General features: G+C 66.5%; 15 protein-coding genes. 7 read left to right on the plus strand and 8 right to left on the minus strand.

Annotation, left to right across the window (positions count from 1 at the left end; all coding sequences use genetic code 11):
• Positions 1-28 precede the first annotated feature (28 nt).
• From AAA989_RS11275 to AAA989_RS11290, 4 genes are read right to left on the minus strand one after another with little or no spacing between them, the layout of a single operon-like run.
• Positions 29-1,228: an ABC transporter permease gene (locus AAA989_RS11275; RefSeq protein ID WP_338245516.1), complete on the minus strand. Its 1,200-nt coding sequence runs from the start codon at positions 1,226-1,228 to the stop codon at positions 29-31.
• An 8-nt stretch (positions 1,229-1,236) separates the two neighbouring features.
• Positions 1,237-1,971, minus strand: coding sequence for an ABC transporter ATP-binding protein (locus AAA989_RS11280; protein WP_338243614.1), 735 nt, complete (start codon positions 1,969-1,971; stop codon positions 1,237-1,239).
• Positions 1,968-3,260: an efflux RND transporter periplasmic adaptor subunit gene (locus AAA989_RS11285; RefSeq protein ID WP_338243616.1), complete on the minus strand. Its 1,293-nt coding sequence runs from the start codon at positions 3,258-3,260 to the stop codon at positions 1,968-1,970. The genes AAA989_RS11280 and AAA989_RS11285 overlap by 4 nt, the downstream gene beginning before the upstream one ends.
• The gene (locus tag AAA989_RS11290; RefSeq protein ID WP_338243619.1) at positions 3,257-4,666 is read right to left on the minus strand and encodes an efflux transporter outer membrane subunit; all 1,410 of its coding nucleotides are present in this window, start codon (positions 4,664-4,666) and stop codon (positions 3,257-3,259) included. The genes AAA989_RS11285 and AAA989_RS11290 overlap by 4 nt, the downstream gene beginning before the upstream one ends.
• Positions 4,667-4,843: 177 nt before the next feature.
• Between AAA989_RS11290 and AAA989_RS11295 the strand changes: the two genes are divergently transcribed.
• The 7 genes from AAA989_RS11295 (at position 4,844) to AAA989_RS11325 (ending at position 13,082) form a co-directional block, all read left to right on the plus strand.
• A complete protein-coding gene (locus AAA989_RS11295) occupies positions 4,844-5,932 on the plus strand; it encodes a HupE/UreJ family protein (protein ID WP_338243621.1) in 1,089 nt (362 codons plus the stop codon).
• A 2-nt stretch (positions 5,933-5,934) separates the two neighbouring features.
• On the plus strand, positions 5,935-6,894 hold the full coding sequence (locus AAA989_RS11300) for an MBL fold metallo-hydrolase (RefSeq protein WP_338243623.1): 960 nt from the start codon (positions 5,935-5,937) through the stop codon (positions 6,892-6,894).
• A gap of 4 nt (positions 6,895-6,898) precedes the next feature.
• Complete coding sequence (locus tag AAA989_RS11305; protein WP_338243624.1) at positions 6,899-7,753, plus strand: XdhC family protein; 855 nt, start codon at positions 6,899-6,901, stop codon at positions 7,751-7,753.
• A complete protein-coding gene (locus AAA989_RS11310) occupies positions 7,737-8,333 on the plus strand; it encodes a nucleotidyltransferase family protein (RefSeq protein ID WP_338243626.1) in 597 nt (198 codons plus the stop codon). The genes AAA989_RS11305 and AAA989_RS11310 overlap by 17 nt, the downstream gene beginning before the upstream one ends.
• Positions 8,334-8,494: 161 nt before the next feature.
• Positions 8,495-9,814 (plus strand): TolC family protein, encoded by a 1,320-nt coding sequence (locus tag AAA989_RS11315; RefSeq protein WP_338243628.1) that lies wholly within the window; start codon positions 8,495-8,497, stop codon positions 9,812-9,814.
• Entirely contained in the window at positions 9,811-11,931 is a 2,121-nt protein-coding gene (locus tag AAA989_RS11320; RefSeq protein ID WP_338243630.1) for an ATP-binding cassette domain-containing protein, read from the plus strand. Before AAA989_RS11315 ends, AAA989_RS11320 begins: the two co-directional genes overlap by 4 nt.
• 2 nt (positions 11,932-11,933) lie before the next feature.
• Positions 11,934-13,082 (plus strand): beta-barrel domain-containing protein, encoded by a 1,149-nt coding sequence (locus AAA989_RS11325; RefSeq protein ID WP_338243632.1) that lies wholly within the window; start codon positions 11,934-11,936, stop codon positions 13,080-13,082.
• Here the strand turns inward: AAA989_RS11325 and AAA989_RS11330 are convergent.
• The 4 genes from AAA989_RS11330 to mce are packed head-to-tail and all read right to left on the minus strand — an operon-like array spanning position 13,079 to position 15,576.
• The gene (locus tag AAA989_RS11330) at positions 13,079-13,897 is read right to left on the minus strand and encodes a nuclear transport factor 2 family protein (protein ID WP_338243634.1); all 819 of its coding nucleotides are present in this window, start codon (positions 13,895-13,897) and stop codon (positions 13,079-13,081) included. The genes AAA989_RS11325 and AAA989_RS11330 overlap by 4 nt on opposite strands.
• A 5-nt stretch (positions 13,898-13,902) precedes the next feature.
• A complete protein-coding gene (locus AAA989_RS11335; protein ID WP_338243636.1) occupies positions 13,903-14,325 on the minus strand; it encodes a lysozyme inhibitor LprI family protein in 423 nt (140 codons plus the stop codon).
• Positions 14,326-14,329: 4 nt separating this feature from the next.
• Entirely contained in the window at positions 14,330-15,136 is an 807-nt protein-coding gene (locus tag AAA989_RS11340) for a heme-dependent oxidative N-demethylase family protein (protein ID WP_338243638.1), read from the minus strand.
• Entirely contained in the window at positions 15,133-15,576 is a 444-nt protein-coding gene (mce, locus tag AAA989_RS11345) for a methylmalonyl-CoA epimerase (RefSeq protein WP_338243639.1), read from the minus strand. Before mce ends, AAA989_RS11340 begins: the two co-directional genes overlap by 4 nt.
• Between the last annotated feature and the right edge of the window lie 13 nt (positions 15,577-15,589).

Raw genomic sequence — 15,589 nt, forward strand, 5'->3', positions numbered from 1 at the left:
GTCGCCGTGCGTGCGGGGAGGGGGAAGCCTACTCGTGGCGCAGGGCGTCGATAGGGTCGAGGCGGCTGGCGCGGTGGGCCGGGTAGTAGCCGAAGACGATCCCCATCACCGCGCTGAACACGAAGCTGAGCACGTTCACGAACGGATCGAAGATGAAGGGCAGGTCGATGGCGCTGGACAGCGCTATCGACAGACCCAGGGCCAGCAGGATGCCGATCAGCCCGCCGAAACAGCACAGCACCACGGCTTCGGTCAGGAACTGCAGGCGCACTTCCCTCGCCAGCGCACCGATCGCCAGGCGGATGCCGATCTCTCGCGTGCGCTCGGTTACCGAAACCAGCATGATGTTCATGATGCCGATGCCGCCCACCAGCAGGCTGATGGCGGCAATCACGGTCACCACCAGTGTCATCGTGCCGGTGATGGTGTTGACCGTATCGTTGATCTCGGCGGTATCGACGATGTTGAAATCGTTGTCCTCGCCTTCCTGGATCACGCGGCGTTCGCGCAGCAGGTCTATCAGCTGCTGCTGGATGGCCAGCGTCTCGTAGGCCGGATCGTACTTCACGACGAAGAACTGGATGTTGTCGTTGCCGATGAAGCGGCGCTGCACCGTCTTGAGCGGCATCAGGATCACGTCGTTGGCATCGTTGCCGCCGCCGACGGAGTTGCTGCGTTCGTCGATCACGCCGATCACCCGGCACGAGACATTGCCGACGCGCATCTCCTCGCCGATCACCTGGTCGGCGAGGAAGATTTCCTCGACGATCTTCGGGCCGAGGATGCACACGCTCTCGCCGCGCGCTTCCTCCTGCTCGTTGAAGTTGCGGCCTTCCACGACGTCGATGGATTGCGCGCGGAAGAACTCGGTATCGGCCCCCTGGATGCTGGTGGCCCAATCCTGCCCGTTGTGGAACGCGGTGGCATTGGCGTTTACCGAGCCTGCCGTGCCTTCCACGCCCGCGATCTGCATTTCCACGGCGCGAATGTCGGCATCGTCGAAGGGCGGGGGCGCCACATTGGGGTCGACCTGCGTCGGGAAGACGATGAACACGTCGGACCCGAGGCCAGAAACCTGTTCCTGCACATCGGCCGTGAGCCCGCGTCCCAGCGTGACCATGGTGATGACCGCGGCAACGCCGATGATGATGCCCAGCGTCGTCAGGAAGCTGCGCAGCAGGTGGCGCCTGATCTCACGCAGGGCCAGCGACATGGTGGCGCCCAGCATTCCCAGCATCAGGCGTCCTCCCCTTGCGTTTCGTGTGCCGGGACTCCCGCCTTCAGGCCGCGTTCCACGCTTTCGACCAGACCGTCACGGAAATGCACGATGGTCTTGGCAAAATGGGCCATCTCCTCCTCGTGCGTCACCATCAGGATGGTGATGCCGGCCTTGTTGAGATTGGTGAGCAGCTCCATGATTTCCAGCGACCGCTCGGTATCGAGGTTGCCGGTCGGCTCGTCCGCCAGCAGCACGTCCGGATCGGTGACGAGCGCGCGGGCGATGGCCACGCGCTGCTGCTGGCCGCCCGAAAGCTCTGCCGGGGTATGGTCGGCCCATGGCAGCAGCCCGACCTTGTCGAGCGAGCGTTCGGCGGCTTCCCGCCGCGCCTTCTTGCTCTCGCCGCGGTAGAGCAGCGGGAGTTCCACATTCTCCAGCGCGGTGGTGCGCGCCAGCAGGTTGAAGCCCTGGAACACGAAGCCGAGATAGCGCCGCCGCAGCAGCGATCGCTGGTCGCGGCTGAGATCCTGCACCTCCACGCCGCGAAAGCGGAACCGCCCGCTGGTGGGCGTATCGAGGCAGCCGAGGATATTCATCGTCGTGGACTTGCCCGAACCAGACGGCCCCATCACCGCCACGAAGTCGCCGCGCTCGATGCGCAGGTCCACGCCCTTCAGCGCCTGGAACGCCGCCGCGCCCTCGCCGAAGGTCTTGGTTATGCCCTCCAGTTCGATGAGAGGCGGTTCGCTCACGGCTGGCCGGCCCGGATTCCCGTGACCACTTCCATGCCGGCTTCCAGTTCGTCCGACGTGACCACCGTCTGGCGACCGTCGGTCTGGCCGGTGACCACTTCGATCTCGCGTAGGGAGCCATCCTCTTCCACGACATGCACTGTCTGACGGCTGCCGACACCGATGGTGGCGTTGTCCTCACCTTCCAGCCCGAATTCCTGCGGGCCGAAGATGCCGCCATCCTCCTCTTCGCCCTCATCCGGGTCGAACCGCAGGGCGCCGTTGGGCACCAGCATGGCAACGCCCGTGCTTTCCGTGGCGATGGTGGCCGTGGCCGTCATGCCGGGACGCAGCAGGCCGCTGTCGTTGCTGACGATCAGGCGCGCCTCGTAGCTGACCACCTGCTGGCCCTGCTGTTGCTGCTGGCCGGCCTGGGCGATGTTGTTGGAGGCAAGGTCCACCCGTTCCACAGTCGCCGGGAAGCGACGGCCGGGATAGGCGTCCACGGTGAAGGTGGCTTCCTGGCCAGGCTGCACCTGGCCCACGTCCGCCTCGTCGATCGAAACGCGCAGCTGCATGACGGACAGGTCTTCCGCCAGCACGAACAGCGTGGGCGTGTTGAAGCTGGCGGCCACGGTCTGGCCGGGCTCGACCTGCCGCGCCAGCACCACGCCCGATACGGGGGAGCGGATCACGGCACGGTCGCGGTTGGTCTGCGCGCTGGAAAGCTGGGCCTGTGCACTGGCGACGTTGGCGCGCGCCGAAGCGACGGCGGCGCGGCCCCGGTTCACGGCGGCCTCGGCCTGCTCCAGTTCGGCCTGGCTGGGCACGCGGCCATCGGACAGGCGACGCACTTCGCGCAGGCGTTCCAGCTGCGCGGTGTCGGCTTCCAGCGTGGCCTGTGCCTGCGCCACCGATGCGCGCGCCGAGTTGAGGTTTGCGCGGGACTGCGTGATCTGGTCCTCGATCACGTCAGTGTTGATGCGCGCCAGAACCTGACCGCGCGATACGATGTCGTTCACGTCCACCAGCACGTCGTCGATGCGGCCCGACACTTCGGAGCCGACTTCAACCTGGTTGGTGGGACGCAGGTTGCCCGTCGCGGTCACGGTCAGGTCGAGCGAGCGCTGTTCCACCTCGGCAGTAATGTAGTTGGGTGTCTCGTCTCCGCCGGAAAACACCGTCGAGAGTACGATCAGCAGCACGACGATTGCGGCGACGATCCATACCCACCGCTTCTTGTACCACTTGCGTGGTTTTCCCCGGTCGAGGTACTCGCCGATATCCTGTTCTGTTGCAGCGTCGTTCATTGCGCGGTCCTGTTGCTGTCCGGCGCGGTCGCGCTGACCACCGGCGGAAGATCGTAGTCGGAAATGCTCCACCCGCCGCCCAGCGCCTGCGTCAGGCGAACGAAGGCGATGGCCCGGTCGGCCTCGGCGGAAACAAGCTGGTTGCGGGCCGAGAGCAGCTGGTTCTCGGACGTGAGCAAGGTGCGGAAATCGGTAAGGCCTGCCTGGTACTGGCTGCGCGCCAGCAGCGCCGAGTTCTCGGCGGCGTCCAGTGCCTCCTCGTTGATGACGACCCGCTCGTTGGCGGTGCGCTGGTCGACCGCGGCAGTCTCCACGTCCTCCAGCGCGTTGAGGATCGATTGCTCCCACGCCGCCAGCGATGCTTCCGCCGCGGCCTCCGCGCTGTCGACCTGCGCGGCGGTGCGACCGCCGTCGAAGATCAGCTGGCTGACCCCGGCGAACAGGCCGCCCGTGATGATGTCGAACAGGTTGCCGGCCGTGACCGGACCGGTGCCGATGCTGCCGGTCAGCCGCACCAGCGGCAGCAACTGGGCGCGGGCAACGCCGATGCGGGCGGTGCTGGCGACGAGCCCCGCCTCCGCCGCGCGCACGTCGGGACGGCGGCGCAGCACTTCGGCCGGTGCCTCGAACCCCGCCAGCATGGGCGGGGCGGGGACGGGCTCGGGCTCGTCGGCCACGATCGCGTCGAGCACCGGGCCCGGCGGTTCGCCGATCAGCGTCGAGATGGAATTCGCCGTCGCGACCAGGCTGCTTTCCAGCAGCGGGATGGTGGCGGCGGTCTGGGCGCGCTGGGTGCGGGCCTGCTCTACATCCAGGCTGGAGACGAGCCCCGCCTGGTTGCGCCAGCGCGCGATCTGCAGGTTGTCGTCCTGGTATTCCAGGGTGGAGCGGGCAATCGCCAGCTGCTCCGCCGTGGCGCGGGCGTTGATCGTGGCGATGGCCACCTGGCCGACGATCAGGCGTTGCAGGTCCGCCAGCGAATAGCCTTGCGCCACCAGTTCGCCGCGTGCAGCGGCAACGTTGCCCGAGATCTGGCCGAACAGGTCCATCTCCCAGGCGGCGTCCGCACCCACGTTGAACTGCACGCCATCGCGCGAAAGGTCTCCCACATCGCGGCTGATGCCGCCGGTGGCGGAGATCGAGGGCAGGTAGCCCGCCCGCGCCTGCACCAGCGAGGCACGCGCCTGATCGAGCCGGGCCGCGCTCTGCGCAAGATCGCGGTTTTCCAGGATCGCCTGCTCGACGAACCCGGTAAGCAAGGGATCGCCCAGCAACGTCCAGTATTCGGTAAGATCGGTGCTGACGGGAGCGGGATCGGCAATCTGCCAGTCGGCAGGCACGGCGACTTCGGGCTGCGCAATATCGACCGTGGGTGCGGAACAGGCGCCGACCCCAAGTATAGACACGGCTGCGAAAAGACTTCGCAGCGACCTGTTGCCGCTAGCCAACCCGTCCATTCCGCGTTTTGCTCCCTTTTCCCCCGAAGCGCCTTTACGATCTGGCGCAAGTTGTTCCAAGCAAAGGCTTGCGACAATCCGCATCTCGCCTAATGGCCGTGTTATCCACGCAACAAATGGTTAACAGTGCGTCCGCTTCATTTCATATTCGTCAGTCTCGTTGCGGCCTTTGCCCTCCTCGCCCCTCCGGCAAGTGCGCATCCGGCCCCGTTCAGCTATCTCGACGTGGAACTGCATGAACAGCACGTCGAAGGCACGCTGATCGTTCACACGATCGATGTCGCACATGAACTGGGTATCGAGGAACCGACGACCCTGCTCGATGAACGTGTATTAGCGTCTCAACACAGTAAGATCAAGGCGCTGCTGGACGAGCGCTTCGCTCTCACGGATGGCGAGGGCAGGGTCATGCCCCTGGAATTCGGCGAAATTTCCCCCTCCGCCGAGCAGGATGCGCTGCGCCTCCCGTTCCGCTCGGCCGCTGCTCCGCCCGCCGCCATGACTGTGGATGCCCATCTCTTTCCGTACGATCCCTCGCACCAGACCTTCGTCAACATCTACGAGGACGGCGACCTGCGGCAGCAATTCCTGTTCAGCGAAGGCAGCGATCCGCAGACCCACTATGCGGGCACCGCCGCGGGTGTGATGGCCGTGTTCGGAATCTTCGTGCCCTCGGGCGCGCATCACGTGCTGATCGGGCCGGACCACGTGCTGTTCCTGATCGGGCTGATGCTGCTGGGCGGTTCGCTGCGCCGCCTGGCGATCATCGTCACCTCCTTCACCGTCGGTCATTCCGTCACCCTGGCACTCGCCGCCACCGGGACGCTTGCGCCGCCGGCGTGGCTGATCGAGCCGCTGATCGCGCTCAGCATCGTGATCGTGGGAGCGGACAACCTTCTGCGCAGGGAAGAACAGCGCGACCTGCGCCCCTATTTCGCCCTCCTGTTCGGGCTGGTCCACGGCTTCGGCTTTGCCTTCGTGCTGCGCGAATTCGGCCTGCCCGACGGCAATCTTGCCTGGTCGCTGCTGGCCTTCAACATCGGGGTCGAAATCGGCCAGCTGGCCATCGTGGTGCCGGCCGCGCTGGCGCTGGCATGGCTGCGCCCGCGCGCACCGAAAGTAACAAAGCGTATCGTAATCGGCGGATCGCTTGCGGTGATCCTCGCAGGTGCCTATTGGTTCGTTGACAGAGTCCTGAATCTGGGGAGCGGATGACAATGAAGCGCGTAGCAGTTCTTTCGGCCATTTGCCTTGGCGGCGTGGCAATCACCGGCGCAATGGCGCAGGGTTTGCCGGGCGTTACCGATGCCGAGCAGGTGAGCGAGAACGTGTGGCGAATTCCCGGCTCGGGCGGCAACACGATTGTCTTTGTCCGTTCCGATGACGTGGTGCTGGTGGATACCAAGGTGCCGGGGCAGGGCGACAGCATCATGGAGCAGGTCCGCTCCATCACCGACAAGCCGATCACCATGGTGATCAACACCCACTCGCACCCCGACCATGTCGGATCGAACGCCTACTTCCGCGAGAACCACGGTGTTCAGGTGGTGGCGCAGGCCAACACCGCGGCGCGCATGCAGTCCGACAACGGCCAGTTCCCGCCCAACCCGGTGGATATGGAATTTTCCAACTTCCGCCAGATCGGCGAAGGGGACGACCGGATAGAACTGCACTACTTCGGCGCGGGCCACACCGATGGCGATGCCTTCGTGGTGTTCCCGGAAGACCGCACCATGATGGCTGGCGACATCTACGCCTGGCACATGAGCCCGCTGATCGACCCGGGTTCGGGCGGTTCCATGCTGGCTCTGCCGACCACGGTGACTGCCGCCTATTACAACGTGCCGGAAGTCGACAACGTCATCTCCGGCCACGGCAACGTCCACTCGCGCGAGGAATTCCTGAGCTGGGTGACCTTCAACCGCGGACTGGTGCAGATTGCGGAAGATACCGCGCAGACGGGCGGCACGCCCGAGGATGCGCTGGCCCGCCTCGAATCCGTTCCCAGCTTCGCGGTTTTCATGGGTGACGACCTGCTGCCGGGCCTCGAATACGGCGGCACCCCGCGTGGCCGCGCCTACATCAACCTGATGGTGGCGTTCGAAGAGCTGATGGGCGAGGAACCCCAGCTTCGTATGGGTATCGACCCGTCTGAGATACCCGCGCGCAGCCAGTGATAGCATGACTGCCGTACTCGCGGGCGACCAGGCTGCCTTGCGCGCGGCCTGCCTGCCCGGCGTGGGGCTGTGCACCATCACGCACATCGAAGGCAGCTTTTCGCGTCGTCTCGGCGCGCAACTGGCCGTGCATCCCGATGGCGCCGTTACCGGCAGTCTTGCCGACGGTTGCCTCGAGCAGGAACTGGCGCGCGAGATTGCCGCAGGCGGTGAACGCAAGGTGATGCGCTACGGCGCGGGCTCTCCCAAGATCGACTTTCGCCTGCCCTGCGGCGGCGGACTGGACATACTGATCGACCCCGACCCCGACCGCGAGGCCTGCCGCGCGGCTGTCGCCCGGCTGGATGCGCGCGAGGAGGCAAGCCTCGCATTGCCCGATCCCAGCCCGCTGGCACAGCGCCGTTACGTGCCCGATCTTCGCCTCGTCCTGTTCGGCGAGGGACCGGAACTGGCCGCCATGACCCAGGTAGCAGAAGCCGCCGGGATCGCGGTGGAAGCGCACGGGCGCGACGGCGGTTCGCTGGCACTGGGGCAGGTGCCCGATCATCTTGCCGCCGACCGGTGGACCGCGATCGTGCTGCTGTTTCACGATCACGAATGGGAACGAGCCATCCTGCAATGGGCGCTTACCACCCCTGCCTTCATGATCGGCGCACAGGGCGGCGGCCCGGCGAGGGCGCAACGCGAAGCGGACCTGGTATCGGCAGGCTTCGCGCCGCAGCAGATTGCCCGCATCGCCAGTCCGCTTGGCACGGTGAAGCACAGCCGCGAACCGCTGGGGCTGGCATTGTCGGCGCTTGCCGGCATCGCCGGGGAATTCGAATTGCGCCACCCGCATCACCATGTCGCCGCCCGCTGATCGCGCCCCTCTGGTCGCGCTGCTTGCGGCCGGGAAGGCAAAGCGGTTCGGCGGAGGCAAGCTGGACGCCGACCTGCTGGACAGGCCGCTGGGCGCCTGGCCCCTGGCTGCGGTTGCGAAAGCAGGCTTTGCGCCCGGCATCATCGTCGTCGGCCCCGACGGGCCGCAGTTCGCCAGTGTGGCCGCCGACTGGGAGTTGCTCACCAATCCCGCACCCGAGGACGGCCTGGGCGGTTCGGTTTCCCTCGCGGTTCAGCATGCCCTGGCGGCGGAGCGCGATTGCCTGTTGCTGCTGGCCGACATGCCCCTGGTCGATGCCGATCACCTTCAGCGGCTGGCAGCTGCGCCGTCCAGCAGCGCGACGCGCTGGCCCGACGATCACCTCGGCGTGCCTGCATTGATCCGCCGGGACGATCTGCCCCTGTTCGCTGCGCTGGAAGGCGACCGCGGAGCAGGTCCGTTGCTTTCCGGCCTGGAAGACATCGTCCGCATCTTCGCGCCCGCGCAGATGCTGCTCGACGTCGATCGGAAGGAAGATCTTGTTCAGGCTCGCGAATTGCTGGAAGGGGAACCGCGTTGAAAGGCATGGGAAAACTGTTTTTTTCATGCTGTGCCGACTGAAGACGCACAGTGCATTGCCTCGCTAGGTGCTTGTTTTCCCGAAGCAGGTGTAGGAAGAAGGGCGCACGCGCCGTTCGGGTCGCGATTCCCCGCCACTTTCTTTTTCAGTTGATGCCATAAATGCTTCGTCCTGCCCTGACAGTTTTGCTCGTCGCCTCCGCAGCGGGCGCGAGCGCGCAGGACGCGGAGATTTACGGCCCGCCCGCCAGCGAAGCCGACATGGTGCGTGAGCCGGCGCCTGCCGCGATTCCCGATCCGCTGGATATGGCCGCCGCGCTGGCTGCCGACACGCATCCGCTGGTGGAGGCGGCCGAGGCGGAAGCCGACGCGCTGGGCTACGAATATCGCGGAGCCCGCTGGCAGCGCTATCCCAGCCTTTCCGTCGAGGCGCTTGCGGGGACGCAGGGATCCTCGCTGGCCGACGATGACGGGCTCGCGCTCAATGCCGTGGTCGAGCAGCCGATCTGGGCCGGAGGACGCATCAGCGGCGAGATTGACCGGGCCCGCGCCAGGCTGCGCGCGGGGGAAGACCGCGTGAACGAGGCCCAGCGCGACATCGTGCTGCGCGTGGTGGAAGCCTATTACGACTACGTCCTCGCCAGCGAGCGCTACGGCGTCCTGGAAACCAGCCTGGGCGAACACAACCTGTTGCTCGACGCAATCGGTCGCCGGGTCGACCAGCAGGTCTCGCCCCGTGCCGACCTCACGCTGGGCCAGTCGCGCACCGCGCAGGTCGAGCTCGACCTCGCCTTCAGCGGCGAGGCGCGTGACAGTGCCCTGCTGCGGCTGCTCGAACTGACCGGCGGCGTCGCGGTCGACCCGACACTGCCGCCGCCGGGCATGGCGGACATCCTGCCGGCCGAGGAGATCGCGCTGGCCGATGCTCTTGCCTGCAGTCCGCAGCTGGCGGCGCTGACCAACCTGATCGACGTGGCGGAAGCGAACAAGGATGTCGCGCGTGCCCAGCTCTGGCCGCAGGTGCTGCTGCAACTTTCGCAGAACGAGATTACCGGCGCGCGTGCCGCAATCGTGTTGCGCTCGCAATTCGGCAACGGCCTTTCCCAGCTGGCCGCCATCGATACGTCCGACGCCCGCATCCAGCGCGCCCTTGCGGAGTTCGGCGAGGCGGAGCGCAGGCTGCGCGAGCAGTTGCGCCGCGACTACGTGCTGGTGCGCGCCTCCCGCGCACGGATAGAATCGGGCGTGCTGGCGGCCGACGCCGCGGCGGAGATCATCGAGAGCTACCAGCGCCAGTTCATCGCCGGTCGGCGCAGCTGGCTGGACGTGATGAATGCCGTGCGCGAGGCCGCGAATGCGCGCCTCTCCGAATCCGATGCCCGCGTCACGGCCGCCGCCGGGACCGCGCGCATCCTGGCCCAGACCTGCCGCTGGCGTCCGGACGGCGCCGTGGCCGATCCCGTAATCGAGGGCGTCCAGTGAGCGCCGGCGGCATCGAACGCGCCGTCGCGAACTACGCCCGCGCATCGGGCAAGCCGCTGGCGCCGCAGTGGAACGCGGAGCTGCGAGAAGTCGAGCTGGCCGAAGGCGTCGATGCTCTGTCGGGCCTGGTCGCCACCTTGGGATGGGAGCCGGCGCGCCGAATAGAGGATCGCCCGCGTCCCGACCAGTTCCCGCTGATGGTGTACGACCAGTCGACCGGGTGGTCGGTGGTGCAGCAGTGGGACGGCAGCGACATGATGGCCCTGGTCGGCGACCGCGGCAGCCTGCCCTACGATCCGGACCAGCGTTTCTTCACCCTGCGCCTGCCCGACCCGCTGGCAGGCGATGCCGACAGCGCCGTTTCGGTGTTCTGGCGCGCGATCAGGCGGCGCAAGCAGCCGCTGGTGATGGCAGGCATCGCCACGGTCTTTGCCAACCTGCTGACGCTGGCGACCTCGCTCTATTCGATGCAGCTCTACGACCGGGTCATCCCGCTCGCCAGCTTCGATACCCTGTTCGTCCTTACCGTCGGCGTGATCTTCGCACTGGTGCTGGACCTTGCCCTGCGATCGCTGCGCGCCCTGCTGATCGAACGCGAGGCGCAGGATATCGACGCCGAGGTGTCGGAGTTCTTCTTCGCCCGCGCACAGGCTATCCGCCTCGACGCGCGTCCGCCCGGCATCGGCACCATGGCATCGCAGCTTCGCGGGCAGGACCAGGTTCGCCAGGTGCTCTCGTCGGGCTCGCTGTTCATGCTGGCGGACCTGCCATTCGCGCTGTTCTTCATCGCGGTGATCGCCATGATCGGCGGCCAGCTGGCGCTTGTCCCCCTGGCCAGCCTGCCGATCGCCATCATCCTGGCCCTGATCCTGTCGCGCATCATCCGTACCGGCACCGACCGTGCGCAGATCAGCGGAAACCGCAAGAACGGGATGCTGGTGGAATCGCTCGATGCCACCGAGACTGTGAAGGCCAATCGCGGCGGCTGGTTCATGATGGGGCGCTGGAACCGGCTGGTGCGCGAGATTCACCATTACGAGATCCCGGTGAAGAAGGCCTCCGCCGTTGCCGGATCGCTGTTCTCCACCCTGCAGCAATTTGCCTATGTCGGCATCATGGGCTGGGGCGCCTACCTCGCCGCGAATGGCGAGATCACGACCGGTGCGCTGCTGGCGTGCTCCATCATCGCCGGGCGGATCAACGGCCCGCTGGTGGCGCAATTGCCCAACCTGATCGTGCAATGGGGCTATGCCCGGTCGTCGCTAAAAGCGCTGGATGCGATCATGCGCCTGCCGCTGGACCCTTCCACCGGCGCGGGTGCCCTGCGGCCCGGCAGCCTGACGGGATCCTACGTGGTGAGGGACGCGGCATTCTCCTATCCGGGATCCCAGCGCAATGCCGTCGAGGTGGAGCGGCTGGAAATCGCGCCCGGCGAACGGGTGGCCATCGTCGGCGGCATCGGTTCGGGCAAGTCCACGCTGCTGAAGCTGCTGTCCGGCCTCTACGCGCCGCAGCAGGGCAACGTGCTGCTGGGGGGCCTGGACCTGTCGCAGGTGGCCGACGACATCGCCCGACGCCACGTCGGCTACGTCGGGCAGGATTCGCGGCTGGTGAACGGCACGCTGCGTGACAACCTCGCCATGGGGCTGGGCGACGTTTCCGACGAACAGATCATGCAGGTGGCCCGCGCCACCAAGCTCGACAGCGTCATCGCTGCCCATCCCGATGGACTGGCGATGCCGATCCAGGAGGGAGGCCGCGGCCTTTCGGGCGGGCAGCGCAGCCTTGTGGGCATCAATCGCCTTCTGCTGTCGGAGCCTCGCATCTGGCTGCTGGACGAGCCGACGGCCTCGCTCGATCAGGCTACCGAAAACGCCGCTCTCGACGCCATCGATGCGGCCATGGACGATGAAAGCATGTTGCTGATGGTGACGCACAAGGCGCAGTTGCTTTCGCGCTTCAGTCGCATCGTGGTGATGGGCGGTGGCAAGATCCTGCGCGACGGACCGACGAAGGAAGTGCTTGGCGAACTGGCCTCGAAACGAGCCGGCGGAGACGCGTCCAAGACGGTGGCGGGCGGCGTCACCACCCGCATCGGCAGGACCAAGGAAGCGTGAAGATGGCACTGCGTCCCACTCACTGGATCATCATCGCCATCGGTATGACACTCGTCGGATTCCTGGCCTGGGCGCAATGGGCCGAGCTGGACCAGGTGACGCGCGCACCCGGCCGCGTTGTTCCCTTTGCCCGCGTGCAGGTGGTGCAGAGCGAGGAGGGCGGCGCGATCAGCGCCATCAACGTGCGCGAAGGCGACATGGTCGAAGCCGGCCAGCTGCTCGTCGAACTCGATACCGTGCAGCTTTCCGCCGGGGTCGAGGAAGCGCGCGCACAGGTTGCCGCTCTGGAAAGCCGGATGGCGCGTATCGATGCCGAGCTGTTCGACAAGGGGCTGAACTTCCCTTCGAGCCTCGCCGAATATCCCGAGTTCACGGCCAACCAGCGCCAGCTCTTCGCTCGTCGCCGTGCAGCCCTGCAGGCGGAAGTTCGATCGCTGCGGGCAATGGCCGACTTGCAGCAGCAGGAGCTGGACCTGAACCAGCCGTTGGTGGAAACCGGCGACGTCGCGCAGTCGGAAATCATCCGCATGCAGCGCGCCATCGTGGAAACGCTGGGGCGCATCTCGAACATCCAGGCGCAGTACGTGCGCGACCTGCAGAACGAATTCACCGATACCGAGGAAGAGCTTGTCGCGGCGCGGCAACTGTTGACGCAGCGTGAGGATTCACTGCGCGCCGCATCGCTGGTGGCCCCCACCGACGGGATCGTGAAGAACGTGCGCCTGACGACTGTCGGCGGCGTCCTTCGTCCGGGTGACGAGGTGTTGCAGATCGTGCCCACCGGTCAGCGGCTGATCGTGGAGGCGCAGGTGCCGCCACGCGATATCGCATTCGTGCAGACCGGGCAGCGCGCCCGCGTGAACTTCGACGCCTACGACAGCGCGGTCTACGGGTCCGGCGACGGCGAGGTCGTCTACATCAGCCCCGATACGCTTTCGGAAGAGCGTGAGGACGGGAGCGTGAACACCTATTACCGCGTTAACCTGGAAGTGACGACCGACACCATGAACCCGCGGGACGAGGGGGAGCGGATCGACCTTCAGCCGGGCATGACGGCGACGGCGGAAATCCTCACCGGATCGCAGACCGTGTGGGAATACATCACCAAGCCGATCCTGAAGACCACGCGCCAGTCGATGCAGGAACGCTAGCCGCCGTTCACCCGCGTCACCTGGGGCGGCCGAGTACGTTCGACACCTATGTGTTCGATCAGGCCGTCGCGCAGGCGATAGGTGACTTTCACGCCCACTTCCGCGAAATCGCCCCTTGCCAGCGGCGCGACGACGAAATCGGGCGCATCCTCGATGGCAGTGAAGCGGCTGGTGCAATCGACCACCAGTCGCTCGTCATTCGCGTCGAGATCGTGGATGGTCAGCGTCTCTCGAACGCTTTCGAACATTCCCGAATAGAATGCGGCGATGCCGTCGGCGCCTTCGATCGTGCCCACCGATGACAGTTCCAGCACCACGTCCGGGGTGTAGAAGCGGCTGAAGCGCTCCGCATCGGCATTGGAGAAGGCGGCAGCATAGGCATGGTAGGCGGCGACCTGGCTGGGGTGGCCCCCCAGAGGCGGCAGTTTGGTCACGCCCACGCCCGGCGGCCAGGCGGAGGTGGTGAGCCGCCGGATGCGCTGGTCCGCATCCAGGTCGTAGCGGGCGAGGAATTTTACCGTCAGGCTGTCGCCGGGATGCATTTCGCCGAAGGGGAAATCGGGGCGGTGGCCGGTGGCGTGAAAGTCCATGTCGATATCGGCAAACACCGTGTTCTCGTCCTGCAGGTAGTGCTGCACCCGCGGGCATTCGCGCACGCCATCGTGTGCCCAGGCGAGGAATTCGAGCATGCCCGCATGGCCGCGCCGCACCCCGCTGGCCGAGTGCATGGCGCAGTCCTGCGCATAGAAGCGTTCCACCAGTTCCTTGTCGTCGCCGGTCAAGAAGCACGCGATATAGGCATCGAAATCGAACATCGCGGCTATCGCGGCCAGTCCGCCAGTTCGTGCAATTGCCTTGTGCGATCGCGCGTCAGGGCTGTCTTGCAATCGGCCACGAGCAGCGGCTCCAGCGATCCGCCGCGCGCATTGTAGCCGACACTGGCGCAATGGCGATCGCGGTAGACCAGCCAGGCGCGCTGCCCCCGCAGCAGCTGGCTGTAATACCCCGGCCTGCCGTCGTCCGGTCGCGCCGCGATATCACGTGCCTGCATCGCCTCGGCCGTCTTGCGCCACTGCCGGTTGAGCAGCGCATCGGCCGCTTCCCATTCCCGGGCGGCACAGTAGTTCATGTCCTGCTGGGTCATCGGCTCGGCGCATTCCGGTGCCGGGGGCGCGCTCGCAGGGGCATCGGGGGTCGCACCCGCCTGGGCGAGGAGGAGAAGCAGCGGATAGGCTAGGCTCATGGGTCTATTCCTTCGTTTGCAGCCGGCGGTTCGCGTAGGCGGCGACTTGCGGGGCGAACCATCGCGCGCCGCGCCTTTCGGCTTCGTCGGGCGGGATGGTATCGAGAGAATGGACCAGCCGCGCCACGTTGTCGTCCGAAAGCGATCCGAGCGGTGCGAGGTAGACGCCGATCGTGAACAGCACCGCGCCCGTTTGCGGCAGGCGGCGGAGCGTCTGGCGCTCGCACCGCACGAACACGGTTTCCCCTGCATTTTCGGCCGTGACGGCGGCAAAGGTCTCCTGCGGCGGTGCGGTGTCGATCCAGCGCCGGGCAGGGGTGGGGGCCACGAACCAGTTGCAGCGGCCGAAGATGCGGCCCGGTTTCAGCTTCGCCATGAAGTGGTCGACGCCGCTTGCCAGTTGCTCCTCGTAGCCGTGGATGGGCGCGTGCATGGCGACCAGCGGCAGGCCCATCTTGTTGGCCGGGTGCCAGTCCGTGGGCCAGGCCACGGCGGCACCTATCAGGCGATAGACCTCCTCGCCATGCTCGGGCGCGAGCAGGCACATGTCCTCGTGCGCCGATCGCGCCGCGCCCTCCAGCCCGCCGTCCGTATTCAGCATGGCGGCCAGTTCATCCCCGGCGGCAGTCGCCCTGGCGGAGATCTGCACCGCGTCGGGATGGGCATCGAACGCCGCCGCGCGCGCCGCGAGGTCTGGGTCGGGCTGAAGCCATTCGTCTTCTCCCAGCGCCGTCAGCCCCATTTTCAACGCCCCGCCACCGCGCGCCTTTGGCAGCAGGTCCTCGACCGAAAAGCCGAGTTTTGCGCTCAATGCGCCGAGCCTTCCTTCGGGCTTTCCATGATCTCGGTCAGCTGACCCATCATGTCCTTGGGGTGAAGGAAGAAGATCGGCGTGCCATGCGCGCCGATGCGCGTGGGGCCGAGGATGCGCTTGCCCTGCGCCTCGAACTCGGCGCGCGCCTTCTCGATGTCGGACACTTCGAAGCAGACGTGGTGTTGGCCTCCCAGCGGGTTCTTGGCGAGGAAGTTGGTGACGGGCGATTCCTCGCTCAGCGGGGCGAGCAATTCGACCTGGGTTCCTTCCGTGCCCGCGGGGCCGGGGGTGTTGACGAAGCACACCTTCACCCCTTGCTCGGGCAGGTCGAAGGGTTCGGTTATGTCCGTCGCGCCGAACACGCCGCGATAGAAGGCGATGGCTTCGGCAAGGTCGGGCACGGCGACGCCGATGTGGTTCATGCGTCCAAGTTGCATGGCGAATCTCCTT

It is taken from the genome of Aurantiacibacter hainanensis (assembly GCF_036321025.1).
In the GTDB taxonomy this organism is placed as follows: Bacteria; Pseudomonadota; Alphaproteobacteria; order Sphingomonadales; family Sphingomonadaceae; genus Alteraurantiacibacter; species Alteraurantiacibacter hainanensis.

Excerpts from the sequence above, each read along its gene's own strand:
- AAA989_RS11330 (WP_338243634.1), bottom strand. The coding sequence starts at position 13,897 with ATGTTCGATTTCGATGCCTATATCGCGTGCTTCTTGACCGGCGACGAC.
- AAA989_RS11305 (WP_338243624.1), top strand. The coding sequence starts at position 6,899 with ATGACTGCCGTACTCGCGGGCGACCAGGCTGCCTTGCGCGCGGCCTGC.
- mce (WP_338243639.1), bottom strand. The coding sequence starts at position 15,576 with ATGCAACTTGGACGCATGAACCACATCGGCGTCGCCGTGCCCGACCTT.
- AAA989_RS11325 (WP_338243632.1), top strand. The coding sequence starts at position 11,934 with ATGGCACTGCGTCCCACTCACTGGATCATCATCGCCATCGGTATGACA.
- AAA989_RS11285 (WP_338243616.1), bottom strand. The coding sequence starts at position 3,260 with ATGAACGACGCTGCAACAGAACAGGATATCGGCGAGTACCTCGACCGG.
- AAA989_RS11335 (WP_338243636.1), bottom strand. The coding sequence starts at position 14,325 with ATGAGCCTAGCCTATCCGCTGCTTCTCCTCCTCGCCCAGGCGGGTGCG.
- AAA989_RS11315 (WP_338243628.1), top strand. The coding sequence starts at position 8,495 with ATGCTTCGTCCTGCCCTGACAGTTTTGCTCGTCGCCTCCGCAGCGGGC.
- AAA989_RS11310 (WP_338243626.1), top strand. The coding sequence starts at position 7,737 with ATGTCGCCGCCCGCTGATCGCGCCCCTCTGGTCGCGCTGCTTGCGGCC.
- AAA989_RS11275 (WP_338245516.1), bottom strand. The coding sequence starts at position 1,228 with ATGCTGGGCGCCACCATGTCGCTGGCCCTGCGTGAGATCAGGCGCCAC.
- AAA989_RS11300 (WP_338243623.1), top strand. The coding sequence starts at position 5,935 with ATGAAGCGCGTAGCAGTTCTTTCGGCCATTTGCCTTGGCGGCGTGGCA.